The following is a 25,321-nucleotide window of genomic DNA, read 5'->3' on the forward strand; positions in this document are numbered from 1 at the left end:
GGATGTGATTTCATGCCAGGCCGTGCACGTTCACAGATGAAGAGCCTGTTGCGCCGCACTATATGGCAGTGGATGAAGGGTACGGCCGATCGGCTTGGCGGTTGCTCCCTTCAAGTTAAGCTCATTGTCGCGTATATCGGAGTCATTTTAATCCCGGTGGTATTATTCTCGCTATATACCTTTCACCAACTGTACGAGAATACCATGCAAGACATCACCGTACAAAATCAGTATGTGTTGGATACAGAGCTGGCCCATATTCACAGCAATATGGAAATTATGGAGCGAACCGCACAGCTTGCGATCTCAGATCGCAACGTAATTCGTTATCTGACCGAGGAACGTGAAATAAGCAGCGATGAGCTGGTCCAATTCAACTTGAATGTGTTTCCAAATTTACAGCACTTGCTGTACAGTAATCCCAATGTAGAGAACATTCGACTGTATACGAATAATCCCCAGGCGCATGAAATATGGCCGATGATTTTCAAAGAATCACGATTGCCTAAGGCTTCCTGGCTGAAAACGGCCCAACTCCGACAAGGGAAAATATGGTGGGAAATGTACAAGGGGCCGAAAAGCTTACTTCTGGGGCAATCCCGGCAGGAAAGTGAGACAGTGCAGTATATGGCACTGCTGCGTGAAATTCAGTCTACCGGAGGAAGACACGCAGGGTTGGTAGAAACCAACATGAGGCTGGAGCTATTTTCACCTAGAGTGTTTGGAATCCTACAACGTGATCGCGCATGGCAAATGTTCATTCTGGACGGCGACGATTCCAGCTCACGGAACGCTGACAAACCACTGTCTTCTACCGATATAGCTACAGCTTCCTCTCAATCAGATTCACTTTCGATCCCTCTGTCCCATGTGCACCATCTGTTTCAGTCCCGTGTTAAGGGACCGGGTGGTGTTTTTGATTTTTCCTATGAGAATAAGCCTTATCTCGGTATGTACCGTTATATAGAAGGGTTGGACGCCTATCTGCTAAATGTGGTGGCGCTGGACGGTCCGCTAGGTGATCTCCGTCAGAAACGCAATGCCATGCTGCTCATTATTAGTATGCTGATTGTGTTTATGTCCGTCATTTCTTATACCCTGCATGCCTTCATTCTCAAGCAGCTACATACACTGCGTGAATCCATGAAAAAAGTAGAGCAGGAGGGTGACTTTCAGCTTAGAATTCCAGTATATGGGCGGGGAGAAGTGGCTGAGCTGGCTCTATATTTTCGCAGTCTGCTGAGTCGGATTAACGGACTCATTGCCGAGGCAGTACACAAGCAGGCCGCTGCTCAAGAGGCTGAACTGCTAGCGCTCAAGCATCAGATTGATTCCCATTTTCTCTATAATACATTGGAAAATTTAAAAATGATGGCGGAGATAGAACGACAGTATCCGTTGTCGGATGCCCTTACCTCCCTTGGCTCGATGATGCGTTATAATCTCCAATGGTCGGGATCGTGTGTTGCTTTGCGGGATGAAATCCGACATATTCAGCATTATGTGGCCATCATGAACATTCGCCACGATAACCAAATTGGATTGGAAATTCATCTATCGTCGGCGTTTATGGAACTGGAGATGCTGAAAATGTCGCTGCAGCCTGTAGTCGAAAATGCTATCAAGCACGGTTGGAGTGCATTGCAAAGCCCATTCAGCATCACGATTGAAGCCTGCCCTAAGCAGGATATTATAGAATTGCGCATACAGGATAACGGAGTGGGGATACCTGAAGAAAGAAGAAACGCCATCATGGCTGGTCTAGCGCGAACGGATATGGATTCCCACGAGCCCGGGATGAATGGGGGAATCGGTTTGTATAATGTGCATCGCCGTTTAAGTATGCAGTATGGCGAAGAGTATGGCATAAGACTGGACAGCATCCCCGGACAATCGACGACAGTGACCCTAATTTTGCCTAGACGTTACATGATGAGGGGGGCGGACCATGACCACCAAGCTGTTGATTGCGGATGACGAGAAAAATATTCGAATGGGACTTCAAGCTATGATCGAACGGGAATTTTCCGGTCTCTATGAATGTGTACTGGTCAAGGACGGAAGGGAAGCCTGGCAGCATGTGAAGCAGTTTTTGCCCGAGTTGGTGATAACGGATATCCGTATGCCTGTTATGGATGGCATTATGCTGATGCAGCATATTCGCGAGCTGGAGCCGGAACGCAGACCTTTGGTGATCATTCTCAGTGGATATGACGAGTTCCAGTATGCGCGTGAAGCGATTCGCTGCGGGGCACGGGAGTATTTGCTCAAGCCGATCGTAAGGGAGGAACTGTTCGGTGCGCTGGCAGTTTTGAATGAGGAATTGAAGCAGAGAAACCACCTCATAGACGATAGTGTTGTCAGCGTAGAGAAAGATAGACTGGCTGGCGCGAGTGTTATCGCCGATAGAAACGGTAGCATGACACGTGCTATCCAATACATCCATGCTCATTACAGCGAGGATTTAAATATGGCAGTAGTATCCAATTCAGTATCCTTGAATTATACGTATTTTAGTCAGGCTTTCAAAGCCTATACAGGCCTTAGCTTTGTTCAATATGTAAAAAGGCTGCGCATTGCAGAAGCCAAAAAGCTGCTGGAGTGTCAAGGGGGCAAGATTTATGAAATTGCGGCTAACGTGGGTTTTGACAATGCAAAGCATTTTAACAAAGTGTTTCGTGAGCTGGAGGGGATAACCCCACAGCAGTTTCGAGTGCAGAATCAAAAGGGTAATTAGTTATAAAGAGGCGGAAAACTTGCCTGCCTTTTTACCCTTATCCTGATATAATAAACGTAAGTATAACCATGGCCTTCGATCAGAGAGTTTGTACACAATCACACGAATCGCCGAACGGAAGGGGAGAGCATATGGTTATTTATGAAACGGACCAAGCTTATATCATGACGACGCAGCATGACCATGCCCATATTTCGGGTGAGTTGGCTTCACAATGGGAAGAGAGTGCCTTCAAGAATAGACGTCACAAGCAGGATTTTGTATATGCAGCAAGGGAGCATGATCGGGGTTGGATACAGTTAGACGCTGCTCCTTTCTGGAATGATCATGTGTCTGCACCTTATACATTTATTGATTTTCCGCTCAGTCCACGTTTTGTTTTCTATCGTCTTGGGATTGATGAAGTCGAACAAGGAAATACGTATGCGGCATTGCTGTGTAGCTTGATGTACAAGGAGCTAGTCGGACGGACCGAGCACCAAAACGCTCAGGACAAGCAGATTACGCATGCTTATCAGGAGGCGGAGGAACAGCGTCGGCAGAGGCTCAAACAGCAGCTGGCATGTGGCGTAACCTTCGACCATCAAGTGCGGACGGATGTACGGAGAATGTTGTTTTGCGACGAATTGAGTCTGTTTTTGTGCAGCCGAGAGCCGGGTACGCCTACAGCAGATTATGAATGGTTTGCTGAAGGTTTAAGCTTCCCGGCTGTTCGACATGAAAGCGGGCGAGTTTGGGCCGAGTGGCTATCGGATCAGACTGTAGGTCTTTCCTTTTTTCCTTTCAGGGGCAAGGTAGGGATTACTCATACCTTTAAGCAGGTGGACAAGGAGAAAATTCGTACCTTTGGTCTCCTAGAGGCTTACCGTTCTTCCGAATGGACGCATCGAACCTTTACCGTTGAACATATCATGGAAGTAGAAGAACATAAGGAGAATGCCTGACCGTCTACGGATACAGCCTCGAACCATATTTTGTTCGTAGACGCAGAAAAAGTCAGAGCAAAGCCTCCCTGAACCATGATTCAGAGAGGCTCGCTTTTTTCTAACTTTAACATTTTACGATTTTGCAGATGTTTTCGCACGATTGACAATGGTCTGTACCTTATTCAATACCTTATCGCGTGCCCCTTTATTTTTCATCAGATACGTAACACCCATTCCCAATGCTGCTACCACCCATTTTTTATTCTTCATGAATAACGCCTCCTTATGATCATGTTGTCATACACGAATACTTTAAAAGCATCCAAAATGTGAAAAGATGAACGGGATTTTACGATTTAGTGATTCCTTGCACTCGTTCCGCATAACTATGATTTTACCCTTCTCCATCACATCTTACCCGTTCCTTCGCCAATGAAACGATTACGACTGTCTTTTCATGTTTAATGGATATTATTAAATATCCCGCCACAATTGCTTCAGACGCACATGACAGGGAGGTCTTTGTTATGAGAAAGAAGGAAGTGGTTGCCATGCTGCTCGCCGGCGGACAAGGCAAAAGACTCAAAGGACTTACCCGTACACTAGCCAAACCGGCAGTGTTTTTTGGAGGAACTTACCGCATTATTGATTTCCCTCTAAGCAATTGCACTCATTCTGGTATAGACACCGTAGGCGTATTGACCCAATATGAGCCGTTGGTGCTTCATTCCTATATCGGCGTTGGGAGCGACTGGGATTTGGATCGCCTGGATGGAGGAGTTTTTGTTTTACCACCGCACGAGAAAGAAAATGGAAACAACTGGTACAGAGGCACGGCGGATGCAATTTATCGAAACCTGCATTTCTTGGATCAGTATGACCCGGAGCATGTACTCATTCTGTCAGGGGATCACATTTATAAAATGGACTACAGTCGAATGCTCCACTACCACAAGGAGAAGGAAGCAGACTGCACCATTTCTGTCATCAATGTCACGATTCAGGAAGCCCAACGATTTGGGATACTGAACGCCGATGATGATCTGAAAATATATGACTTTGAGGAGAAGCCTGAACAGCCGAAAAGTACATTGGCCTCCATGGGCATTTATTTGTTCAAATGGGAGGTGTTGCGTCGCTATTTACTGGAAAGCGCAAGCGATTCTGAATCCTCACATGATTTTGGCAAGGATATCATTCCATTGCTACTTCAGCATGGCCGGTCGCTGTATGCGTACCCGTTTGCCGGGTACTGGAAGGATGTAGGTACCATTCAGAGCTTGTGGGAGTCCAACATGGATCTTCTGGTTCAGGACCCGCCTTTGGATCTGAACGACCCTTTCTGGCGCATCTATACCCGCAGTCCGAATCAACCGGCCCAGTATATAACCCAACGGGCAATCCTCAAAAACAGTATTGTAAATGAAGGCTGCATGGTGGATGGAGAAGTAAGGCATTCTGTACTATTTTATGGGGTCGAAGTAGGTGAAGGGAGCGTCATTACCGATTCTGTCATCATGCCAAACGTAAAAATTGGGCGCAATGTACGTATCCACCGGGCTATCGTGAATGAGAACATCGTTATTGAAGACAACGCGTTTATCGGACCTGAAGATAGTTCTGATGAGATTATTTTGTTCGATCAGGAAAGCCAGCTTCATGCACGAATTTAACCCGGATAAGGACGGTGTCTGCTATGAGCCGACTCATTGGAGTTATCAACCTAGATCACGAACTGGATCAGTTGAAGGAGTTGACCTATTTCCGGTGCGGGGCCGCAGTTCCCTTTGCCAGTCGATATCGGCTCATTGATTTTACCTTATCCAACATGATGCATGCAGGGGTGCATGATATTGCACTGTTTATCCGCCGCAAATACCGTTCGCTGCTGGATCATCTGGGTGAAGGTCGGCCTTGGGATTTAGACCGCAGACGGGGCGGGTTGTTTATTTTGCCACCGGACTGGAATGATCCGACGGATGCATCACGTGGGGATTTGCAGCATGTGCACAACAATTTGGACTTTTTCCATCGCTCATCGGGGCAAACCATTGTTCACGCAGGAACTCAGCATGTCAATAAGGTTGATATCGAGGATGTATACCGTTATCATCGGGAGAAAAATGCAGATGTTACCCTCGTATATAAACCCATAGACCAGCTCGAATCTGAGCATGCTCCTTGTGCACGACTGGAGATTGATGAGAACGGACGGGTGACTGGTATTCATCAGGAGCAGGATCATCATAATATTTATCTGGAAATGTTCGTAATGGACAAAGGCTTGTATCTAGATCAGGTGAAGCATTGTATAGCCCATCAGGATAATCATTTCTTTCGCGATGCCATCCAGAAAAACCCAAGTGGACTGCGTATTTATGCGTATCGTTATGAAGGTTATCATGCGGTCATTAATTCTATCGAGAGCTACTATAAAAATAGCATGAAGCTGCTGGATCAGCAGCAGTATCAAGCACTGTTTCAGAATCAGCCGGTGCATACCAAAATCAAGTATGAAGCCCCGACTCGTTATACGCACAGCGCCGAGGTGGATCATTCGCTTGTTGCTAATGGCTGCACCATTGGGGGCAAGGTCGAGAACAGTATTCTTTTCCGTGGAGTGCAGGTGGAGGAGGGCGCGCGGGTAAGCAACTCGATTATTATGCAAAAATGTGTCATCCGTAAAGGGGCAGTTGTGGAGAATGTGGTTTTAGATAAAGATGTACAGCTTTCACCAGATCGAACTCTGATTGGAGACATTAGAGTTCCCTATGTCATTGCCAAGAATAGCGTAATTTAAAGGATATACTTAGCCATTAAAACGGAAATAACAGGAGGTACAACTTTGTTCAGCAATAAAGAAGCATTTAAGCAGGCTTTTCGAGAGCAACTGGTCGGAAGGCTGGGCAAACCGATGCAGGAGGCTCAGTCGGAAGACGTATATAAGGTTTTGGGTGGCATGATTCGCGAACAAGTCGGCAAGAATTGGGCAGAAACGAACCAAGCCTACAAAGAAGGACAAGAGAAGCAGATTTATTATTTTTCACTGGAATTTTTGATAGGTCGTCTACTGGGCAGTAATCTGCTGAATTTGGGCGTACTGGATATGGTTCGGCAGGCATTGGGTGAACTGGGCTGGGATCTGGAGGAAATTGAAGAACAGGAGGCGGACGCGGGGCTAGGCAATGGTGGTCTTGGCCGTCTGGCGGCTTGCTTCATGGACTCACTAGCATCCCTTGGCTATGCAGGGCATGGCTGCGGCATCCGATATAAATATGGACTGTTTGAACAGCGTATTGTGGACGGCAATCAGGTTGAACTGCCGGATTACTGGCTACAGAAAGGGAATGTCTGGGAGGAACGCCGTCCTGACAAAAAGATCGAGGTTCATTTTTGGGGAAGAGTGGAAACCCGTGAACAGGAGGGACGTCTTGTATTCGAGACACAGGATGCCGAAACAGTCTGGGCTGTCCCTTACGATATTCCGCTGGTGGGCTATGGTCATGCGCAGGTGAATACGCTGCGGATTTGGAGTGCGGAATCAGCGCTTGATCCCGTTCGAGGACCGATTCGAGGCGAGGGCGGTTATTACCGCTTTCTCGACTACAATCGATCGGTGGAATCGATCTCAGCATTTCTATATCCGGATGACTCCAATTATGAGGGAAAGCTGCTTCGCTTGAAGCAGCAGTATTTCCTGTGCTCGGCCGGATTGCAAAGTATTTTGCGTACGTTCGAGAAGCTTCGTTTACCTTATAGCCAGTTGCCCGATAAAATAGCACTGCACATTAACGATACACATCCGACGCTGGTTATACCGGAACTGATGCGTATTCTGATAGACGTGAAGGGCTTGGGCTGGGACGATGCATGGGATATTACGACGCGAACCGTTTCATATACGAATCATACGATATTAAGTGAGGCGCTGGAACAATGGCCTGTCAATATGGTACGGGAGCTGCTACCTCGTATTTCCTTGATCATTGAAGAAATTAACAAACGTTATTGCGCTATGCTACTGGAGCGTTACCCAGGCCAGGACATCAAAATTGGTGAAATGGCGATTATTCACGGTGAACAAATCCGCATGGCTCACTTGGCAATCGTCGGTAGCTACAGCGTTAATGGGGTGGCTGCGCTGCATACGCAAATATTAAAGGAACGAGAGATGAAGTCGTTTCACGAGCTGTACCCTGACCGTTTTAATAATAAAACAAACGGGATTGCCCATCGCCGCTGGCTGATGCACGCCAACCCGGAGCTGGCAAGCTTGTACGATGAGACCATCGGCACACGCTGGAGGACCCGTCCAAGGGAGCTCATCGACCTGCTTCGTTACAGTGGGGACGAGTCGTTCAAAGAACGGATACAGGCGATTAAGCGAAATAATAAAGTCAGGCTCGCTGAGTATGTTTTTGCAAAACAGGGCGTGCGACTGGATACGTCCTCCATTTTTGATGTACAGGTCAAACGGTTGCATGGTTATAAGCGACAGCTGCTCAACATTTTGCATGTGATGCACTTATACAGCCAGCTTAAAAGTAATCCTGGCCTGGATGTGACGCCGCGCACGTTTATTTTTGGAGCCAAAGCCGCTCCCGGCTATTTTCTCGCCAAACAGACGATCAAGCTTATTAACAACGTGGCGGACACGATCAATCGGGATGTAGATGTCAAGGACAAGCTGAAAGTCGTTTTCCTTGAAAATTATTCGGTCTCGCTAGCGGAGCTGATTATTCCTGCGGCGGATGTCAGTGAGCAGATTTCCACGGCAGGCAAGGAAGCCTCAGGCACAGGGAATATGAAATTTATGATGAACGGTGCGCTCACAATAGGTACATTGGACGGAGCCAATGTTGAAATGCATGAAATGGTAGGCGATGCCAACATGTTCATTTTTGGATTGAAGGTGGATCAGATCGAGGCATATTACCGGGACGGCCAGTATTCGGCGCGCAAAACAGCCAATAGTGACGAAAGACTGCGTGAAGTGTTGGATCAACTCGTGAACGATGCTCCTTTTACGCGGCATGAACGGGAATTTGAGGCCATTTATCAATCCCTGATTGATCATAATGATGAATACTTTGTGCTCAAGGACTTCGCATCCTATGTGGATACACAGGTTCACATTGAACAAGTGTATCGGAATCCCTCGGAGTGGACTCGGCGTGCTATGGTCAATATGGCGCACTCTGGTAAATTTTCTAGTGATTGTACGATTCAGCAGTACGCGGCTGAGATTTGGGACATTGTACCTCTCCAAAACGATGTCAACAAGCGAATTCTGTCCTAAAACGGCGAAACAGGCGGAATAACATTGCTTTTCGAACGCTGAGGGTTATAATGACAGTATAGACATAAGTAAGGATGGGAGCTGTATTGACTCATTCCTGAACTTGAATAGTACTGTTGAAGGAGTCCTCCTATTGATAAAGCTTAATCCGAAAAGGCTCAAACCTCATAAATCGAAGAAGAAATATAATATGTTTCAAAATATATGGCGTGCGATTCGGCTGAATTTCATCAAGCTGTTGCGCGCCCCTGGTGGAGTTAAAAAGATTTCTCTGGGCTTCGCCATCGGCTTTGCGTTGGAGATGATCGTGATTTCCACGGCTTCTCTGGTATACCTTGTTTTTTATCCGATTGTTCGTCTCTCTGGCGGCTCGCTGCCTGCGGCCATTGTGGGTAACGTTGTAGGTAAGCTGACCTTTTTGCCAATTGTACTGATGCCATTCGCCAAGCAAGTGGGAGCTTGGATTTATCCATCTCATTATCCGGTACATGTCAGGGGCGGACGACTTCACGAGCATTCTTTTATGGAGCTGTTTCACGGCAACTGGTCTGTATTCAGAGACTTGCTGCACGGAGGCTTGCACATCCTAATCGGCATGTCGATTTTCGGTGTGGTGCTGGGCATTATCTCGTATTTTGTCATTCAGGTTCTGTATAATCGTTCGCTGCACAAACGGTTGGAAAAGCGGAAGTTGCGTCATGGTGCAGCATTTTCGGCGGCCAGACTGCTGAAGAATGGATAATGTAGTGAATGAGAAGCTCCTTGAGCCTAAAAATTAGGCTTGAGGGGCTTCTTTTGGTTTGGGATTTCTGGATGAGGCTTGAAGAGCGATTAGAGTAGGTAGCAACTTTTTACTTTTGTGACACGTTTAAGGGATATGTGTGCTTTAATCATTAAAGAATTTTTTGTAGACAACAGGAGGAATGGACTGAATGAAAAAATGGAGTTCTGTCACAGTAACTGCGGCGGCAATATCAATACTTTTAGGATCGGCGCCATTGGCATTGGCACAGCAGCCCGCTGCTGCCACAGTTCAAAACGTACAAACCTCTGTTAAACTGGATCAGACTGTCACCAAACGTTTAACGGATGTACTGAATACATTAGCCGGGAAACAAACGATAGAGTTTACAAGTGTCGACAATGCTTTTGGCTTATGGACTATAAACGGAACTTTGCGCGGCACAGCTAATGCTGATTTTATCCAAAATTATGATTCCAAAAAAGGAATCGTGCAGTCCACCAGCATCATCTATGATTCCGCTGATATGAACAAAGTTATGGATCATAACCTGCGCAGCAAGGTTGCATCTTTCCTGAAATCGTTCGATACCGATAAAGTTTTTAAAACGGAGGCCATCTGGCGCGTATATTCCCCGGTAGACGAAGTAGGACTCCAAAATTATTGGGTGCTGTGGGGGAATGATCAAAGCATTTATATTGATCTTGATCATGGAAATCAAATAACAGCCAGCTTTATGTATTCGCTCAAAGATGTTAAAGCTGCCCTGACCAACAAAGCGAACCGTTCGCTTAAAACACTTGGTATGACTACAATCAAGCCGTTTGAATATGCGCTTCGTCAGCAGGAAGGCAATGATACCGTTTGGAATTTCCGGGACGATAATGAGTTAAATAACGTGCTGATTGGCGTGAAAACAGGTAAAGTGTGGGCCGTAAAAAACGAACTTGGTATGGATTGGACGGGGGATAAGGATTTTGTCAAAGCATTCGCTAGACCAAAGCTCAGCAAAACCCAGGCACTTGCAGCCGCCAAGTCGAAAGTACAATCCCTTTTTGGAATTAACCTGAAAGGATACACCGTAAAAATGAAGGATAACGAGTATACGTTCTCCCAAAAAGGCGCGGTTACTGTGGTCGGAAAAATCAATAAAAAAGGAGCATTTTATTCCCTAGAGGCTATGCCCGCGAATGGAGTTCGAAATTAAGCAGATTGATTTTATTGAAAAGCGTATGATCTCTATAAGAGTCATGCGCTTTTTACATATTTTGTAACAGGATTGGCTTCATTTGCTCGAATCGTTTACAATACGTGTGCATACAACAATGGACGACAGGTTAATGTACATACGAGGAGTGATGAAGTTGCGGAAGATATGGCAAATCTATTTAACAGACTGGAGAAATGTATTCAAAGTATCGACCGGGACTTTATTAGTCATTGGCATCATTCTTTTGCCTTCCGTCTATGCATGGGTGAATTTGAAAGCGATGTGGGATCCGTATGCGAATACATCTGGGATTAAAATTGCAGTAACCAGCCAAGACCAGGGTGCAGAAGTGAATGGTAAAAAGATTAATATCGGCGATGAGGTTTTGCATAACCTTCAAAATAACAAGAAGCTGGGTTGGACTTTTGTCAATGAAGCGGAAGCACGAAAAGGTGTGTTGGATGGTGATTATTATGCCAGCCTGCTGATCCCGAAAGATTTTTCAGAGAAAATTACGAGTGTGCTGACGGAAAATCCGCAAAAGCCGGAAATTGATTACGCCGTAAATGAAAAAATTAATGCAGTAGCTCCGAAAATTACATCTTCGGGGGCAACCTCTCTAACGAACCAGATTAGCCAAAACTTTATTGAAACTGCCAGCCAGGCAGTATTGACGAAGTTGAAGGAAGCCGGAGTCAAGTTGGAGGAGGAGCTCCCGACGATTCGTAACATTGAGAACCGGGTGTTGGAGCTGAATAATCGATTGCCGGATATCGAAAGGTTGGGCAAACAGGCATTGGAACTGGAGCAAAATCTGCCCAAAATTAAGGCACAGGGACAAAAGATCATTGCATTGAAGGAGAAAATCCCTGAGATTAACCGTGCCGGTGACCTGGTGCTCAAAATTGACAAAAACATGCCTGAGCTGGACAAGGTAGCCGCTGTTATTTTGGATATCCAAAAAAGACTACCTGATATTCAAAAGGCTGGTGATCGAATTGTTGAACTAGATCAAAATTTCAGCAAGGTAGAAAGCGCACTGGCCACCGCCCTAGAGGACACGCAAACGGCTCTTAAAGTTATTAATGCTGCCCAAAAGGCACTGCCAGAAGTACAGAAGATAGCGGATACAGGCAAAGACTTTACAACCGGTTTACTTGAATTTCTGGACAAAAATGAGGGTGCGCTTGATTCGATTGGTACAATAGTTAAAGAAGACTTACAACTGGTACAACAAATCGCGAATGAAGTTTCTCAGATTACAGACATCATTCGTGGTGTGGATTTTGATCCTAAAGCAGCACAAGCTGCGGTGAATCGTGTCAGCGGTAGGCTGACAACTGCCGTGGGAGTGTTGGATCATATTTCTCAATTGCTGAACCGTGTGAACGGATATTTGCCAAGTAAACCTTTGGATTCACTTATTTCCCGTGTGAGCGGGGTGGAGGATCGTTTCCGTCGTCTGAACAGCACGGTAACTAGCATCGGAGATGCCATCCAGCGCGGTGAAAAGCCTGCGCAAAATCTGCTGGATGACACTGATCGCCTTGCAGGAGAAATCAGTAGCGGAATTGACAGCATTTTGGGCAATTATGATACGGAGTATGCACCCGCCATTCAAAAGACGCTGGATCAGATCAAATCCGTTGCCCGCAATTCTGCCAATGTGCTGACTACAGCTCAAGAGCAGCTACCGAATATTGAAAAGCTATTAAATGACGCACAGGCTGCAGCAGAATTCGGTCAGCAAGAGCTAACACGTCTCCAGCAGGATCTGCCACAATACCGTCAAAAACTGCATGAAGCGGCGACGACGATTCAGGGACGTATGGGCGAGTTTACGAATGCTGTGAACAAAGCGGCAGACTTCGTAAATAACGATTTGCCGGCGGTTAAAAATAAAATTCATCAGGCAGCAGATTTTGTGCGTAATGATTTGCCCAAAGCGGAACAACAGTTTGTCAAAATGGCTGATTTAATTGAAAATAAATTTCCTGAAGCTGAAAAAGCGGTACACCAAGTAGCCAATTTTGTAAGGACCGATCTTCCAGCTGCCGAGGATTCCATACGCCAGGCTGCAGACACAATTCGCAAGCTTAAGGGCGAAAATGCACTCGGACGCGCTATTGCATTGCTCAAGGGAGATGTGAAAAAGGAAAGTGATTTTCTCGGCAGTCCGGTATCGTTGAAGCAGGAACGGATATACCCAATCCCCAACTATGGTTCGGCGATGTCACCTTTTTACACTACATTGTCGATTTGGGTGGGTGCGATGCTACTGGTCTCGATGTTCAGGGTAGATGTGGATGACCCGGAAGGACAATTTAAAAGCTACCAAGTGTATTTCGGACGGCTTATGACATTCTCCACGATTGGTATTTTTCAGGCGCTGAGCGTATCTCTCGGTGACTTGTTCCTGCTCGGGGCGTATGTGGATGCCAAAGTAGCTTTTGTACTGTCCTCTATGCTGATCAGTCTGGTGTTTACGGCGATGACCTATACACTAGTTTCAGTGTTCGGTAATATCGGCAAGGGACTGGCAGTCATCCTACTGGTGCTTCAATTCTCCAGTTCAGGAGGGACATTCCCGATTGCGACGAGTACACCGTTCTTTCAGGCGCTGAATCCGTTTGTACCATTCACCTATGCGGTTAGTCTGTTACGAGAGACAGTAGGAGGGATGTTGCCTTCAACGGTGACACGGGATGTGGTGATGCTGTTTGTATTTATCGGTGTTTGCTTCCTGTTTGGATTGGTGTTTAAGAAGCCGCTCAGCAAGCATACGAAAAAAATGGCCGAGCGAGCAAAAGAAACGAAATTGATTCCTTGATTGTAAAAAAAAGTGAGTTACGGTGGTTGAAGTGAGCCGCTCCGCGAAGGATTTGATCTTACGATCGCTGTTGCCACGGGATTCTTTGGATTAGATAGACATGAAAAGGTAAGAATCCCGTGGCAAAGGCGAACGCTTCGCTTCTCCAGATTCAAATTCTCCGCTCCGCTGGTAACCACCGTAAAGTCACTTCTTTTAATATTTGGGGGTAGTATAAGGGGAGATGGCCTCGCGCTTGCTGCTTTTGCGGTGCGTGGGGCTTTTTTGCATGCGTTATCCAACCTTTAAATTGCATTTGGGGTTGTTTCAATGTGGTTTGTTCTGGTGAATAAACTGAGTATGGTCTTTTTTGGCATGTCATTTTGCGGAATTTTAAAATCCTTAGGCAAAGGCGGGAGATAGTATGGAGTATTCATACTTAGGAAAGTCAGGCTTGAAGGTTAGTCGGTTATGTCTGGGCACGATGAATTTCGGACCGGAAACCGAAGAAAAGGATGCGTTTAAAATTATGGATGCCGCACTGGATGCAGGCATTAACTTTTTTGATACAGCTAATGTATATGGCCATGATCGTAAAGGTTGGACAGAGGAAATTATCGGACGTTGGTTCCAGCAGGGCGGCGGAAGACGCGAGAAAGTCGTGTTGGCAACGAAGGTATACGGAGATATGAAAAATGAACATGACGGACCCAATGCAGGATCAGGCTTGTCTGCTTATAAAATTCGCCGTCATTTGGACGCGTCGCTGAAACGTCTTCAAACCGACCATGTAGAGCTATATCAAATGCATCACATTGACCGTAATGTGTCATGGGATGAACTATGGGGCGTATTCGAGTCCGTGGTGGATCGCGGACAGGTTGATTATATCGGTTCTAGTAATTTTGCAGGCTGGCATATTGCGGTGGCGCAGGCCGAAGCGAAGGCACGACGTTTTCTGGGGCTTGTATCCGAGCAGCATTTGTACAATCTGAACGAACGTTCCGCTGAGCTTGAAGTGTTACCGGCAGCTCAGGAGCTGGGTCTGGGTGTGATTCCATGGAGCCCGCTGGCGGGCGGACTGCTGGGACGGAATGCGTTAGCAGGTACTGGTTCTCGCAGCGCACGCGCCAAAGAAAAGGTGGAGCAGTATCGTGCGAAGCTGGAGCAATTTGCATCATTGTCCCGCGATCTGGGTGAAAAGGAAGACGTGATTGCACTGGCTTGGGTACTGTCCCATCCGGCCGTAACGGCTCCAATTATCGGACCTCGGACCTTGGAACAGTTAGAGGATGCTCTACGGGTACCTGAGGTCAAATTGAGCGAAGATGTGCTTGCCAAGCTGAATGAGATTTTCCCCGGTCCGGGAAAACCTGCGCCAGAAGCCTACGCTTGGTAATAATACTTCGTACTCGTCATAAAGCATCATTCTTTGTGAGAAATAATCGGCAAAAAGCAGCAGATCAGGAGCTTCCTCTTTGATCTGCTGCTTTTTTTCTGGTGCCTGATCCACACTTGAACGACCATGGCAAGAATAAATATATGCTAAACGGGATCTATTTTTTTAGATATTATTTGCTGAGTAGATCACCCCTGAAAACACAGCCACCAAAGCAGACTGTACCGTCTGTTCCTTACTTGGCATTCCCGCGCTGAAAACTCCATATAACGAAAGCAATAACCAGAAGGGGAAGCTGGCTAATGTCATCCCGAGCACACGTTGATAGGCATCCAATCGTCCCGCACAGGCTTCCATCATTTTACGATTATTTAATGGATAGATTATTCATTTCAAGAGTTTCTTCACAGTTGACAAGGCAAAAGGGATGCTGTATATTACTGAAAGTTGATGTTAATAGTAATTATTACGATTTAAAAGAATGAAAAGCTAATATTCAAGGGAGCGTACCAGCGATGAATAAGAAACCAATACCGGTAACCGTGTTGAGCGGATATTTGGGTGCAGGAAAAACAACGATTTTGAATCATGTATTAAACAATCGGGACGGAATGAAAGTGGCAGTCATCGTCAATGACATGAGTGAAGTGAATATAGATGCCGAGCTGGTTAAAAAAGAGGGCGGCTTGTCCAGAACAGAAGAAAAACTGGTCCAGTTGTCTAATGGTTGTATTTGCTGCACATTGCGTGAAGATTTATTACTGGAGGTCAAGAAGCTGACGGAGCAAGGCGATTTTGATTATATTTTAATCGAATCTACAGGCATCAGTGAACCCGTGCCAATCGCTCAAACTTTTACATACGTTGATGAAGGAACTGGCATTGATTTGGCTTCGCTGGCAAAACTGGATTGCATGGTGACCGTAGTTGATGCGAACCGTTTCTGGCATGATTTTGAATCAGGAGAAACGCTATTGGATCGCAGGCAGGCTACTGGTGAAGACGACACGCGTGATATCTCGGACTTGCTGATTGACCAGATTGAAACCTGTGATGTATTGATTCTGAATAAGTGCGATCTGGTTCAGCCTGTGGAGCTGGACAAGCTGGAGGGTGTGCTGCGGAGATTACAGCCTGAAGCCCGAATCATTCGAACTTCCAAGGGAAGGGTCGCTCCTTCGGACATTTTGAATACAGGGCTGTTCAATTTTGACAAAGCTAGTCAATCTGCTGGATGGATTCGGGAGCTGGAGCTTGAAAGCCATACACCGGAAACGGACGAATATGGGATCAATTCCTTTGTATATCGCCGTAGAAGACCATTTCATCCTGCGAGATTGGCTGAATTTATGGGCTACTGGCCGCAGGAGGTTGTTCGCGCCAAAGGTTTGGCCTGGATTGCAACCCCGCAGGATTGGGCAGCGAGTATTAGCCAGGCTGGACCATCTATTCAATTTGGCCCTGCGGGAAGCTGGCTTGCTGCGTTATCTGAAGAAGAACGGCAGGAGATCGTGGCAGCCGATCCTGAGGCTCTGGACCATTGGGATGAACAATGGGGCGACCGCATGAACGAAATCGTCATGATAGGTATCGGAATGAATCGACCGGACTTGGAAGAAGAGCTAGATGAATGCCTACTGAACGATAACGAAATGGATATGGACTGGTCCAGTTTTGAGAATCCGCTTCCTTGGCCGACATGATGAAGCTAGTTGATCCATTCAGTAATAAAGTCCATACATTTTTTAGCGGCTGGAGAAACATTTTTTAAGGAAGCGGTAGCGATACCGATAGTACGGGAATGCCTTTCGTCCAAAGGTCGAATAGAGATGTCGTAAGGAATGTGAGACAGGATCATTTCAGGAAGAATACTCACGCCTAGGCCATTCTGCACCATAGCCATAATCGCATGGTCATCTTCTAATTCATATTTGATTTTAGGTGACATATTATGCTGTGAAAAAATATTTCTTACATCCGTGTCACAGCCTGCAACAGGCATAATGAAAGGCTCATCTCTGAGCTGTTCTATTCGAATTGAGGCTTGATTTCCAAGAATATGATCGGAAGGAAGTAGACAAAGCATGCTTTCTTGTTTTAATGGCAATGCCTCTAATGCGTCTAACGTGGGTAGGTTCACAAAGCCGAAATCAGCTTCCCCACTGACTATCCAGCTCTCAATTTCATGGTAGTTCCCATCGAGCAGTTTTATCTCAATAAGAGGAAACTGCTCATTGAATTTTTTTAGAATACGGGGCAGCCAATGAATAGAGACGCTTGAAAATGTGCCGATCTTTACGGTTCCGATTTCCAATCCTTTAATTAAAGCTACCTCTTGGTAGAGCTTTTCGTCCATTTGTACAATCTCTCTAAATCGCTTCATTAATCTTTCCCCGTTATTGGTCAATCGGATGCCTGAACGACCTCGGATCAGAAGAGTCAACCCTAATTCATGTTCCAGTCCAGAGATCGCATGGCTGATTGCTGATTGTGTAAGATTTAAAACTTCCCCGGCCTTTGTGAAACTCCCCATTTCAACTACGCAAAGAAAAATCTTATATTTAAACAAATTCGTGTTCACTCCTATTTTTTATGAAATATATTCATGTATCATATCAGATATATTCATTTTTTTTATTTAATATTTATGATTATAATCAAATGAAAGAAAGGTTATTTAATTTTGTTTTAGGAGGGGCATATGAATTCAATTGCTAAAACTCCTCGTCCGCCCTATTATGCGGCTATCTTTACTTCTGAACGTACGGAAGGAGATGGCGGGTACGGAGTGATGGGAGACAAAATGGTGGAACTGGCTGCCCAACAGCCAGGTTTTCTAGGTGTGGAAAGTGTTCGTGACCACAATGGAGTAGGCATTACAGTTTCCTATTGGGAGTCTCTGGACGCTATAAAAAATTGGAAACATAACGAGCTGCACAAGGTAGCGCAGGAAAAAGGGAAATCCGAGTGGTATAAAACATTTGGTTTAAGAGTGAGCAAGGTAGAACGAGATTATTTTTTTACAGTGTAAATAGGTTCAATATCGTTCTATTCATATTCAGTTCATAAACGTGGGTTATCCTCTCTATAGAAACCGTATAGGGAGGATATGAATGTGGATTATACAGACAGAAAAGAGACCTTGGCCATTGAAGCAAGGGGACTCGTAAAAGCTTTTGGTGACAAGCAGGCGGTTGACGGTGTCGACCTGAACGTGCGTGCTGGCACGATCTACGGTGTGCTTGGTCCTAATGGAGCAGGCAAAACGACTACCATTCGAATGCTGTCAACGTTATTGCGGCCTGATGGGGGATCAGCCCGTATCTTCGGGCACGATGCAGTAAAGGAACCGCAGGTGGTGCGTCAATTGATCGGGGTGACAGGCCAATACGCATCGGTCGATGAGTCGCTTAGCGCTACTGAGAACCTGATCATCTTCTCCAGACTGCTTGGGCTGGGACGTGTCGAGGCGCGTCATAAGGCAGCGGAGTTGCTGGAGGAATTCGGCTTGGCCGAAGCGGCCAAAAGACCGCTAAAGCATTTCTCCGGAGGTATGCGCCGCCGGCTGGATTTGGCCGCAAGTCTCATTGCCAAGCCGCCGCTGATTTTCCTGGATGAGCCGACTACAGGACTAGACCCGCGCACGCGTGTCCAGATGTGGGACACGATCCGGCGTCTGGTCAAGATCGGTTCCACCGTACTGCTCACTACCCAGTACCTCGACGAGGCGGATCAACTTGCTGATCGAATCGCGGTGATCGATCATGGCCGGGTAGTCGCTGAGGGTACGGTGGATGAACTGAAAGCGGCAGTGGGGGCGTCGACTCTGCAACTCAAAGTACAAAATCAACAGGATATTGAGAGAACTGTTCAGATCGTCGAACAGGTGCTTTCAGTTAAGTCCAGCGTGTCAGTGGAAGCTGGAAAGATTATTTCTCCGATGGCCAATGCAGATCGGGTAACGGACCTGCTGATTGCCCTCCGTACTGGAGAGATTCGCCTAGCAGAGATGAGTGTGCAGAAGCCGACGCTCGACGAGGTGTTTTTGTCCATCACTGGTCATGGGGCACAAGTAAACAGGCAGCAGACGTCGCAAGGAGCGCATGCTGTGGAGGGGGCAAGAGCATGAAGAGCACTACTGTTATGACAGGTTCTGATCGCACATTGAAGAAGTCTGTGAGTTTCAGGCAGGCGTTCTCCAATTCTATGACGATGGCCTACCGGGGCATTCTAAAGATCCGGCATACTCCCGAGCAATTGTTTGATGTCACGCTCCAGCCGATCATTTTCACCCTTATGTTTACCTATATCTTTGGCGGCGCCATCTCAGGAGACGTGCAGCACTATTTGCCGGTTATTATTCCAGGTATCCTCGTGCAGACTGTCATCTCGACCTCCGTCGTTACCGGCGTCCAACTACGTGAGGATATGGACAAAGGAGTGTTCGACAGGTTCAAGTCACTCCCGATCGCACGTATTGCGCCTTTGGCTGGAGCTCTGCTGGCTGACAGTATCCGGTATACTATTGCGACTGTACTCACCTTCGCTATGGGGTATATTTTGGGGTATCGGCCAGAGGGAGTACTGCTGAGTGTTGCTATCGCCGCGCTTCTGGTCATCGTATGTTCCTGGGCAGTCAGCTGGATTTTCGCTTTCTTTGGCGTGATTGCCCGCACTGCTTCCAGTGTGCAGGGCATCTCCATGATTGTTCTGTTTCCGCTCACCTTTGTTTCCAACGCATTTGTGCCTGTTAGCACAATGCCTGGCTGGTTGCAGTGGTTTGTGAACGCCAACCCGATTTCACATCTTGTGAACGCAGTCAGAGAGCTTGCGAATACGGGAACGATTGGCGGGGAACTGGCGATCTCCCTACTTGGCGCTACAGTCATTGTGGCGATCTTCGCGCCGCTTACGGTGCGTGCTTATATGCGTAAAGCATAAGATGGCAGTCTTCTTGACGAGGACGAGAGATTTAAGGCAGAGTTAGTTAGGGGGGATTGAAATGACGCGTGTATTGGTCGTTGATGATGATCCGCATATTCGTGAACTGGTCGGACACTTTTTGAGAATGGAAGGTCTGGAGGTAGTCGAGGCGGTGGATGGTTTGGACGCGATGCGCATTTTTGATCAAATCAAGGTCGATTTGCTAGTTCTTGATATCATGATGCCGGGAATGGATGGTTGGGAGCTGTGTCGTAAGCTGCGAGAGCAAACCGACCTGCCGCTGCTTATGCTTACAGCTAAAGGCGAGACGTCACAGATCGTGAAAGGTTTCGCGCTCGGAACGGACGACTATCTTGTCAAGCCATTCGACCCCATGGTGCTTGTCGCACGTGTGAAGGCTTTATTAAAACGTTATCGTATCATCCTGGCAAAACCTTTACCCGCGACCAGCTGATCGAACAGATCTGGGGTTATGATTATGAGGGAGACGAAAGAACGGTTGATGTCCATATCAAACGCCTTCGGGAACGATTTCCGGAGGCAAGCCACTCCTTCCGGATCAGTACGATCCGGGGATTGGGTTATCGGCTGGAGGTACGGCAATGAAGAGGGAACCGGGGTTACTCCATATTCTTGCGAGAGTCCTGCTGGTAGTATTGGTGCTATATCTTAGCTGGGCTGCCGCGTACTTTATTATGGAGGCGATCTATTCGCACATGTCATGGGCTCCCCATGGTTTGTTCGTCTTTCTTATGAATACGACGCTAGGCTTTTTCTTCTTCGGTATTATCAGTATGACGGTAAGGCGTTTCTTCCAGCCTAGAGAACAGCACGCTTTTACCGAAATGATCGATGCTTTAAAACGTATTTCGCAAGGAGACTTTCACATTAATCTGGATTGGGACCTCGGCGGGCGGAACGGAAAACATCGGAGGCCGCATCCTTATGTACAGTTGGTGGACAGTATCAATGATATGGCTGCAAATCTGAAGGCTATGGAAAAACTGCGGGAGGAGTTTATTTCGAACGTATCCCATGAAATCGGCTCACCGCTGACCTCGATAATCGGATTCGCCAAAGCGCTCAAGGACGAAAATCTGGATCGTGAGCAACGAGATCGGTATTTGACGATCATTGAGACGGAGTGTATTCGTCTATCCAAGCTAAGCGATAATCTCATGAAGTTGGCGATTCTGAATTCGGAGCGGCATCCGTTTCGTCCGTCCCTTTATCGGCTGGACAAGCAGCTGATTTCGCTTATTCTTGCCTGCGAACCGCAATGGGAGGCAAAAAAAATTGATATGACTGTGGATGCTGATATAGTTGAGGTCAACGCGGACGAGGATCTGATGGGCCAGGTTTGGGTGAATATCCTTCACAATGCCATTAAATTTACACCACAGGGTGGAAGCATATCTGTTTCTCTCTCAAGTAACGGTGATCAGGCGGTTATCTGCATTGCGGATACGGGACAGGGCATCAACGAACACGATCAGCAGCGCATTTTTGAACGATTTTATAAAGCAGACCAGTCAAGGGCCCGAACTGCAGGAGGCAGCGGCTTGGGGCTTTCCATTGCCTATAAAATAACAGAGATGCATACTGGCTCTATCTCTGTATCCAGCAAGGTGGGAGAAGGAACGGTATTTACAGTTATGCTGCCGCTGTGCCAGAAAGTAATGGAAGACAGCAGCAACTGTGAAATGTACACCGGCACAGTAAGTTAAAAAGGAGCGTCTTCAAAGCCATAAGTGGCTGAAGGACGCTCCTTTTTAGTTCCCATGCTTCTACTCTTATGGCATATGCGTATGTGCTCAGGACTTAGATGTATTTACCGGCTGCATCTCCTGTATAGCTTCTTTCAAGCTTTGTGAGCATTGCTCATATAGCTGTTTTCTTTGTTGCTCACTGGAACCAGATGCGAGTTTTTGCAACTCCGTTGTGCATTGTTCCAGCAAAGTCAGCACGGCTTGATTCGAATCCTGCACCTTGCTTAGCTGTACATTATCACTATATTGGTCAATGTACAGTTCCCCTTGTGGGTCCACCTGTGCGAAAAACACATCTTTGACCGTTAGGCTCTTTTCCTTTAGCTTGGCATCCAGCCATTGTTGAGTAATCCCCATATATGCCATTTGTTGCTCCATAAGTTGCCCATCCATAATGACGGCTGTGGGTTCCTTCTCCGGTAATTGCTGCATATTCAGATCCTTAAGTGTCACAGGCTGCTTGTCTTTGGTTAACAGCACATTGACTTCGCCACTGGTTTCCATAAGAGCAAATTCCACGTCAGATACTTTGAATACATTCTTGCTTCGAAGCTGCTCCATAAGTTCATCCAGGGTGAGCCGTTCTTTTCTCAGATTATCCTCTAAAATTTTGCCGTCTTTGATCAGGATTGTTGTCCTTCCATCTGTTATATCTCTGATTTTCTTGCTTTTAATTTGCAAATATTCAATGCCAAGTGTTGTCAGTACCCATACTGACAAGGCTATGAGGCCTAGATACCAGGTGGATTCACGCTCCATAGGAATGGTAGCAGCCAGGTTACCTATCGTGATTCCTGTTATATATTCGAACAAGGAAAGCTGGGATACCTGACGTTTTCCAAGAATTTTGGTGATTAAAAATAATATAGCGACAGCCATTAATGTGCGTATAGCAACCTCGGCCCAATCCTGCATTTGCTCAACCTCATTTCATTTCGCCACAAGGGCGCTACTATTCCAAGGATATCCGCGTCAAGGCGCATTTAAACTCCAATTCCCCTAAATTTAAATAACCAGTTTGTCAATAAACCGATTAAATACGATATAAAATTAAAATTTTCTATCGTTGAATTAGCAATATCTATTACACAAGCGATTGACGGAAAAGGGGCAGCAGGATACATTATAAATATAATTCTTATTTAATTCATCGGGATTATAAACATTAAGCTCACGGAGGTATGTATATGTCGTCCAAACCTAAAGTTGTATTGTGGAGCAAAACCGGCTGTCATTTTTGTGGAGAGATCAAATCGTACCTGGAATCCCAAAATCAGCCGTATGAAAATATCCAAGTGGACGGAAATGATGCGCTGCGTGACGTGCTGGAGACCAAATATGGTATTCGTTATGTCCCTGTCGTCGAGGTAGGCGGCGATAACAAATATGAGGCACTGCTCAACCCGGATCTGGAAGAGTTGGGTAAAGTGCTGGAAAGTTACAATCAAGTGGTATAAGCCGACGGGAAATCATTATTTTCAAGAGAGGTGGAAGGGTTATGGCTAAGAATAGACAAATTAAATTTGGTGCGATTATTCACGGTGTTGGGGGAAGCATGACGACTTGGCGTCACCCTGAAGTACCTGCGGATGCGAGTGTTAACTTTGAATTTTATAAAACGCAGGCGCAAAAGGCAGAGGAAGGAAAGTTTGACCTCGTATTTATCGCAGATGGCCTGTTCATTAACGAAAAATCCATTCCCCACTTTCTGAACCGTTTTGAACCAATTACGATTTTGTCCGCTTTGGCTGGGGTGACGAAGCATATCGGACTGGTCGGCACACTGTCGACTTCCTATAGCGAACCGTTCACGGTAGCACGCCAGTTTTCTTCCATTGATCATATAAGCGGAGGTCGTGCAGGCTGGAATGTGGTGACTTCCCCGCTGGAAGGCTCTGCCCTTAACTTTAGCAAAGGCGAGCACCCGTCGCATCCGCAACGCTATAAAATTGCAGAGGAATATTTGCAGGTTACCAAAGGATTGTGGGACTCGTGGGAAGAGGATGCGTTCGTTCGTGATAAGGAAGCCGGCGTATTCTTTGATCCTGAAAAGCTGCATACATTGAACCATAAAGGTGAGTTTTTCTCTGTGCAGGGTCCGCTGAACATTGGACGATCCAAGCAGGGACAACCGGTTATTTTCCAGGCAGGTTCCTCGGAGGATGGCAAAAACCTGGCCGCCAAGGAAGCGGATGCTGTATTTACAGGACATGAAACGTTAGAGGAAGCGCAGCAGTTTTATCGTGATGTGAAAGAACGTGCAGTACGTTATGGTAGATCCGAAGAGGATATTGTCATTTTGCCGGGCATTTCGCCGATTATTGGCAGCACGACGGAGGAAGCGGAACGTAAGTATGAAGAGATCACTAATCTGGTGACGATTGAGGCTGCGTTAAAATATTTGGGACGTTTCTTCGATCATCATGATTTCTCACAATATCCGCTGGATGAGCCATTTCCTGAGCTTGATGGTATTGGCAGCAATGCGTTCCGCAGCGGTACAGATAAAATCAAACGAGTAGCCAAGGAACAAAATTTGACCTTACGCGAGGTTGCATTGCGTTCAGCTACACCGAGAACCTCTTTTATTGGAACCGCTGAGCAAGTAGCGGATCGAGTGCAGGAGTGGTTCGAAAGAAAAGGGGCAGACGGATTCATTATTGGTTCTGATGTGCCATCGGGTCTGCATGACTTCGTAAATCTGGTTGTACCTATTTTGCAGAAACGCGGTATTTACCGTCAGGAATATGAATTTAGCACACTGCGTGAAAACCTGGGCGTGCCTATTCCTGAGAACCGCTATACAGCAGCCAGATCCAAAGTGAAGGTTGACGCATAACAGAAGGAGGGAAAAATATGTCCAAGGTTGTCATCCTATCAGGCAGTCCGTCTACACAATCCCGTTTATACGGCTTGATTAACTATACAACGGAGCAGTTGCAGCAGGCTGGAGCGGAGGTCACATTACTGAATGTGGTCGACTTGCCAGCGGAGGATCTGGTCACAGCTAACTTTAACAGCCCCGACGTCACAGCATCACTTGCATTGATTGCAGCAGCGGATGCCGTTATTGTGGCTTCTCCAGTCTATAAGGCGTCCTATTCAGGACTATTGAAAATATTCCTGGATTTGGTCCCGCAGGAGGGGCTAAGAGGGAAACCTGTCTTGCCTTTATTTATCGGAGGTACACTGGCTCACCTGCTGGTCATTGACTATGCGTTGAAGCCAGTTATTAATGCACTGGGCGGAAGACATATTCTTGGCGGGGTGTATGCAGTGGATCAGTGGGTCGAACGTCTGCCAGATGGAGCATACGGGTTGTCGGAAGAATTGGTTGCACGGTTGGAACGTTCTGTTAAAGAACTAAATGAGCTATTAAAATTATAGATCTTTTCAATATTTCCATTGACAGGTCGTTCAGTGAGTTTTATGATACAAAAAACCAAGTTAACTTATTGGATAAATGTATATAAAACTTACTGGGGG

Annotated in this window: 21 protein-coding genes and 2 pseudogenes; 19 read left to right on the plus strand and 4 right to left on the minus strand. The window is 46.4% G+C overall.

Annotated features, from left to right (window positions below):
- Positions 1-12 precede the first annotated feature (12 nt).
- The 3 genes from MHI21_RS11410 to MHI21_RS11420 all read left to right on the plus strand — a co-directional run bounded on the left by MHI21_RS11410 (position 13) and on the right by MHI21_RS11420 (position 3,681).
- A complete protein-coding gene (locus tag MHI21_RS11410; RefSeq protein ID WP_342420018.1) occupies positions 13-1,977 on the plus strand; it encodes a sensor histidine kinase in 1,965 nt (654 codons plus the stop codon).
- Positions 1,949-2,737: a response regulator gene (locus tag MHI21_RS11415; RefSeq protein ID WP_342420019.1), complete on the plus strand. Its 789-nt coding sequence runs from the start codon at positions 1,949-1,951 to the stop codon at positions 2,735-2,737. Before MHI21_RS11410 ends, MHI21_RS11415 begins: the two co-directional genes overlap by 29 nt.
- 131 nt (positions 2,738-2,868) lie before the next feature.
- Positions 2,869-3,681 (plus strand): DUF3891 family protein, encoded by an 813-nt coding sequence (locus MHI21_RS11420; RefSeq protein WP_342420020.1) that lies wholly within the window; start codon positions 2,869-2,871, stop codon positions 3,679-3,681.
- A gap of 114 nt (positions 3,682-3,795) precedes the next feature.
- Here the strand turns inward: MHI21_RS11420 and MHI21_RS11425 are convergent, their stop codons facing one another.
- Entirely contained in the window at positions 3,796-3,933 is a 138-nt protein-coding gene (locus tag MHI21_RS11425; RefSeq protein WP_023988334.1) for a hypothetical protein, read from the minus strand.
- Positions 3,934-4,190: 257 nt separating this feature from the next.
- On the opposite strand from MHI21_RS11425, the gene MHI21_RS11430 reads away from it, so the two are divergent.
- The 7 genes from MHI21_RS11430 to MHI21_RS11460 all read left to right on the plus strand — a co-directional run bounded on the left by MHI21_RS11430 (position 4,191) and on the right by MHI21_RS11460 (position 15,122).
- Positions 4,191-5,336 carry a glucose-1-phosphate adenylyltransferase gene (locus MHI21_RS11430; protein WP_069291775.1) on the plus strand — a complete coding sequence of 382 codons (1,146 nt, stop codon included), beginning with the start codon at positions 4,191-4,193 and terminating at the stop codon, positions 5,334-5,336.
- Positions 5,337-5,359: 23 nt separating this feature from the next.
- Positions 5,360-6,463: a glucose-1-phosphate adenylyltransferase subunit GlgD gene (glgD, locus tag MHI21_RS11435; RefSeq protein ID WP_341161647.1), complete on the plus strand. Its 1,104-nt coding sequence runs from the start codon at positions 5,360-5,362 to the stop codon at positions 6,461-6,463.
- Between the two features lie 45 nt (positions 6,464-6,508).
- The gene (locus tag MHI21_RS11440) at positions 6,509-8,962 is read left to right on the plus strand and encodes a glycogen/starch/alpha-glucan phosphorylase (RefSeq protein WP_342420021.1); all 2,454 of its coding nucleotides are present in this window, start codon (positions 6,509-6,511) and stop codon (positions 8,960-8,962) included.
- Positions 8,963-9,152: 190 nt separating this feature from the next.
- Positions 9,153-9,704, plus strand: a complete 552-nt coding sequence (locus tag MHI21_RS11445) for a DUF2062 domain-containing protein (RefSeq protein ID WP_028542387.1) — start codon at positions 9,153-9,155, stop codon at positions 9,702-9,704.
- Positions 9,705-9,894: 190 nt separating this feature from the next.
- A complete protein-coding gene (locus MHI21_RS11450; RefSeq protein ID WP_342420022.1) occupies positions 9,895-10,911 on the plus strand; it encodes a hypothetical protein in 1,017 nt (338 codons plus the stop codon).
- A gap of 157 nt (positions 10,912-11,068) precedes the next feature.
- Positions 11,069-13,744 carry a YhgE/Pip domain-containing protein gene (locus MHI21_RS11455; protein WP_341161644.1) on the plus strand — a complete coding sequence of 892 codons (2,676 nt, stop codon included), beginning with the start codon at positions 11,069-11,071 and terminating at the stop codon, positions 13,742-13,744.
- A 403-nt stretch (positions 13,745-14,147) separates the two neighbouring features.
- Positions 14,148-15,122 (plus strand): aldo/keto reductase, encoded by a 975-nt coding sequence (locus MHI21_RS11460; RefSeq protein ID WP_341161643.1) that lies wholly within the window; start codon positions 14,148-14,150, stop codon positions 15,120-15,122.
- A 186-nt stretch (positions 15,123-15,308) separates the two neighbouring features.
- On the opposite strand, the pseudogene MHI21_RS11465 reads toward MHI21_RS11460, so the two are convergent.
- A pseudogene (locus tag MHI21_RS11465) lies at positions 15,309-15,503 on the minus strand (multidrug resistance efflux transporter family protein); the annotation flags it as partial.
- Between the two features lie 134 nt (positions 15,504-15,637).
- Between MHI21_RS11465 and MHI21_RS11470 the strand changes: the two are divergent.
- Positions 15,638-16,825: a GTP-binding protein gene (locus MHI21_RS11470; RefSeq protein WP_341161642.1), complete on the plus strand. Its 1,188-nt coding sequence runs from the start codon at positions 15,638-15,640 to the stop codon at positions 16,823-16,825.
- 5 nt (positions 16,826-16,830) lie between these two features.
- On the opposite strand, the gene MHI21_RS11475 is transcribed toward MHI21_RS11470, so the two are convergent.
- The gene (locus tag MHI21_RS11475) at positions 16,831-17,691 is read right to left on the minus strand and encodes a LysR substrate-binding domain-containing protein (RefSeq protein WP_342420023.1); all 861 of its coding nucleotides are present in this window, start codon (positions 17,689-17,691) and stop codon (positions 16,831-16,833) included.
- 132 nt (positions 17,692-17,823) lie between these two features.
- Here MHI21_RS11475 and MHI21_RS11480 point away from each other — a divergent pair, with 132 nt between their 5' ends.
- The 5 genes and pseudogenes from MHI21_RS11480 to MHI21_RS11500 all read left to right on the plus strand — a co-directional run bounded on the left by MHI21_RS11480 (position 17,824) and on the right by MHI21_RS11500 (position 21,793).
- Positions 17,824-18,153, plus strand: a complete 330-nt coding sequence (locus tag MHI21_RS11480; RefSeq protein WP_025722950.1) for an antibiotic biosynthesis monooxygenase — start codon at positions 17,824-17,826, stop codon at positions 18,151-18,153.
- Between the two features lie 78 nt (positions 18,154-18,231).
- The gene (locus tag MHI21_RS11485; protein ID WP_342420024.1) at positions 18,232-19,251 is read left to right on the plus strand and encodes an ATP-binding cassette domain-containing protein; all 1,020 of its coding nucleotides are present in this window, start codon (positions 18,232-18,234) and stop codon (positions 19,249-19,251) included.
- Positions 19,248-20,063: an ABC transporter permease gene (locus MHI21_RS11490; RefSeq protein WP_342420025.1), complete on the plus strand. Its 816-nt coding sequence runs from the start codon at positions 19,248-19,250 to the stop codon at positions 20,061-20,063. Before MHI21_RS11485 ends, MHI21_RS11490 begins: the two co-directional genes overlap by 4 nt.
- Before the next feature lie 61 nt (positions 20,064-20,124).
- Positions 20,125-20,672: pseudogene (locus MHI21_RS11495) on the plus strand (response regulator transcription factor).
- A complete protein-coding gene (locus tag MHI21_RS11500; RefSeq protein ID WP_342420026.1) occupies positions 20,669-21,793 on the plus strand; it encodes a HAMP domain-containing sensor histidine kinase in 1,125 nt (374 codons plus the stop codon). Before MHI21_RS11495 ends, MHI21_RS11500 begins: the two are co-directional and overlap by 4 nt.
- An 87-nt stretch (positions 21,794-21,880) precedes the next feature.
- On the opposite strand, the gene MHI21_RS11505 is transcribed toward MHI21_RS11500, so the two are convergent.
- A complete protein-coding gene (locus tag MHI21_RS11505; RefSeq protein ID WP_342420027.1) occupies positions 21,881-22,750 on the minus strand; it encodes a DUF421 domain-containing protein in 870 nt (289 codons plus the stop codon).
- 272 nt (positions 22,751-23,022) lie between these two features.
- Here MHI21_RS11505 and MHI21_RS11510 point away from each other — a divergent pair, with 272 nt between their 5' ends.
- Genes MHI21_RS11510 through ssuE form a run of 3 tightly spaced genes read left to right on the plus strand, consistent with a single transcriptional unit; the run spans position 23,023 to position 25,222 of the window.
- Positions 23,023-23,292: a glutaredoxin family protein gene (locus MHI21_RS11510; RefSeq protein WP_023988351.1), complete on the plus strand. Its 270-nt coding sequence runs from the start codon at positions 23,023-23,025 to the stop codon at positions 23,290-23,292.
- Positions 23,293-23,333: 41 nt separating this feature from the next.
- Positions 23,334-24,674: an LLM class flavin-dependent oxidoreductase gene (locus MHI21_RS11515; RefSeq protein WP_342420028.1), complete on the plus strand. Its 1,341-nt coding sequence runs from the start codon at positions 23,334-23,336 to the stop codon at positions 24,672-24,674.
- Positions 24,675-24,691: 17 nt separating this feature from the next.
- On the plus strand, positions 24,692-25,222 hold the full coding sequence (gene ssuE / locus MHI21_RS11520) for an NADPH-dependent FMN reductase (RefSeq protein ID WP_029519116.1): 531 nt from the start codon (positions 24,692-24,694) through the stop codon (positions 25,220-25,222).
- The last annotated feature ends 99 nt before the right edge of the window (positions 25,223-25,321 follow it).

It is taken from the genome of Paenibacillus sp. FSL H8-0168 (genome assembly GCF_038592955.1).
GTDB lineage: Bacteria > Bacillota > Bacilli > Paenibacillales > Paenibacillaceae > Paenibacillus > Paenibacillus polymyxa_B.

What these genes read in the sequence shown, in the direction of transcription:
- MHI21_RS11485 (WP_342420024.1), top strand. Translation starts at nt 18,232, where the DNA reads ATGAATGTGGATTATACAGACAGAAAAGAGACCTTGGCCATTGAAGCA.
- MHI21_RS11410 (WP_342420018.1), top strand. Translation starts at nt 13, where the DNA reads ATGCCAGGCCGTGCACGTTCACAGATGAAGAGCCTGTTGCGCCGCACT.
- MHI21_RS11470 (WP_341161642.1), top strand. Translation starts at nt 15,638, where the DNA reads ATGAATAAGAAACCAATACCGGTAACCGTGTTGAGCGGATATTTGGGT.
- MHI21_RS11490 (WP_342420025.1), top strand. Translation starts at nt 19,248, where the DNA reads ATGAAGAGCACTACTGTTATGACAGGTTCTGATCGCACATTGAAGAAG.
- MHI21_RS11450 (WP_342420022.1), top strand. Translation starts at nt 9,895, where the DNA reads ATGAAAAAATGGAGTTCTGTCACAGTAACTGCGGCGGCAATATCAATA.
- MHI21_RS11415 (WP_342420019.1), top strand. Translation starts at nt 1,949, where the DNA reads ATGACCACCAAGCTGTTGATTGCGGATGACGAGAAAAATATTCGAATG.
- ssuE (WP_029519116.1), top strand. Translation starts at nt 24,692, where the DNA reads ATGTCCAAGGTTGTCATCCTATCAGGCAGTCCGTCTACACAATCCCGT.
- MHI21_RS11500 (WP_342420026.1), top strand. Translation starts at nt 20,669, where the DNA reads ATGAAGAGGGAACCGGGGTTACTCCATATTCTTGCGAGAGTCCTGCTG.
- MHI21_RS11460 (WP_341161643.1), top strand. Translation starts at nt 14,148, where the DNA reads ATGGAGTATTCATACTTAGGAAAGTCAGGCTTGAAGGTTAGTCGGTTA.
- MHI21_RS11510 (WP_023988351.1), top strand. Translation starts at nt 23,023, where the DNA reads ATGTCGTCCAAACCTAAAGTTGTATTGTGGAGCAAAACCGGCTGTCAT.
- MHI21_RS11420 (WP_342420020.1), top strand. Translation starts at nt 2,869, where the DNA reads ATGGTTATTTATGAAACGGACCAAGCTTATATCATGACGACGCAGCAT.
- glgD (WP_341161647.1), top strand. Translation starts at nt 5,360, where the DNA reads ATGAGCCGACTCATTGGAGTTATCAACCTAGATCACGAACTGGATCAG.
- MHI21_RS11445 (WP_028542387.1), top strand. Translation starts at nt 9,153, where the DNA reads ATGTTTCAAAATATATGGCGTGCGATTCGGCTGAATTTCATCAAGCTG.
- MHI21_RS11505 (WP_342420027.1), bottom strand. Translation starts at nt 22,750, where the DNA reads ATGCAGGATTGGGCCGAGGTTGCTATACGCACATTAATGGCTGTCGCT.
- MHI21_RS11425 (WP_023988334.1), bottom strand. Translation starts at nt 3,933, where the DNA reads ATGAAGAATAAAAAATGGGTGGTAGCAGCATTGGGAATGGGTGTTACG.
- MHI21_RS11480 (WP_025722950.1), top strand. Translation starts at nt 17,824, where the DNA reads ATGAATTCAATTGCTAAAACTCCTCGTCCGCCCTATTATGCGGCTATC.
- MHI21_RS11515 (WP_342420028.1), top strand. Translation starts at nt 23,334, where the DNA reads ATGGCTAAGAATAGACAAATTAAATTTGGTGCGATTATTCACGGTGTT.
- MHI21_RS11430 (WP_069291775.1), top strand. Translation starts at nt 4,191, where the DNA reads ATGAGAAAGAAGGAAGTGGTTGCCATGCTGCTCGCCGGCGGACAAGGC.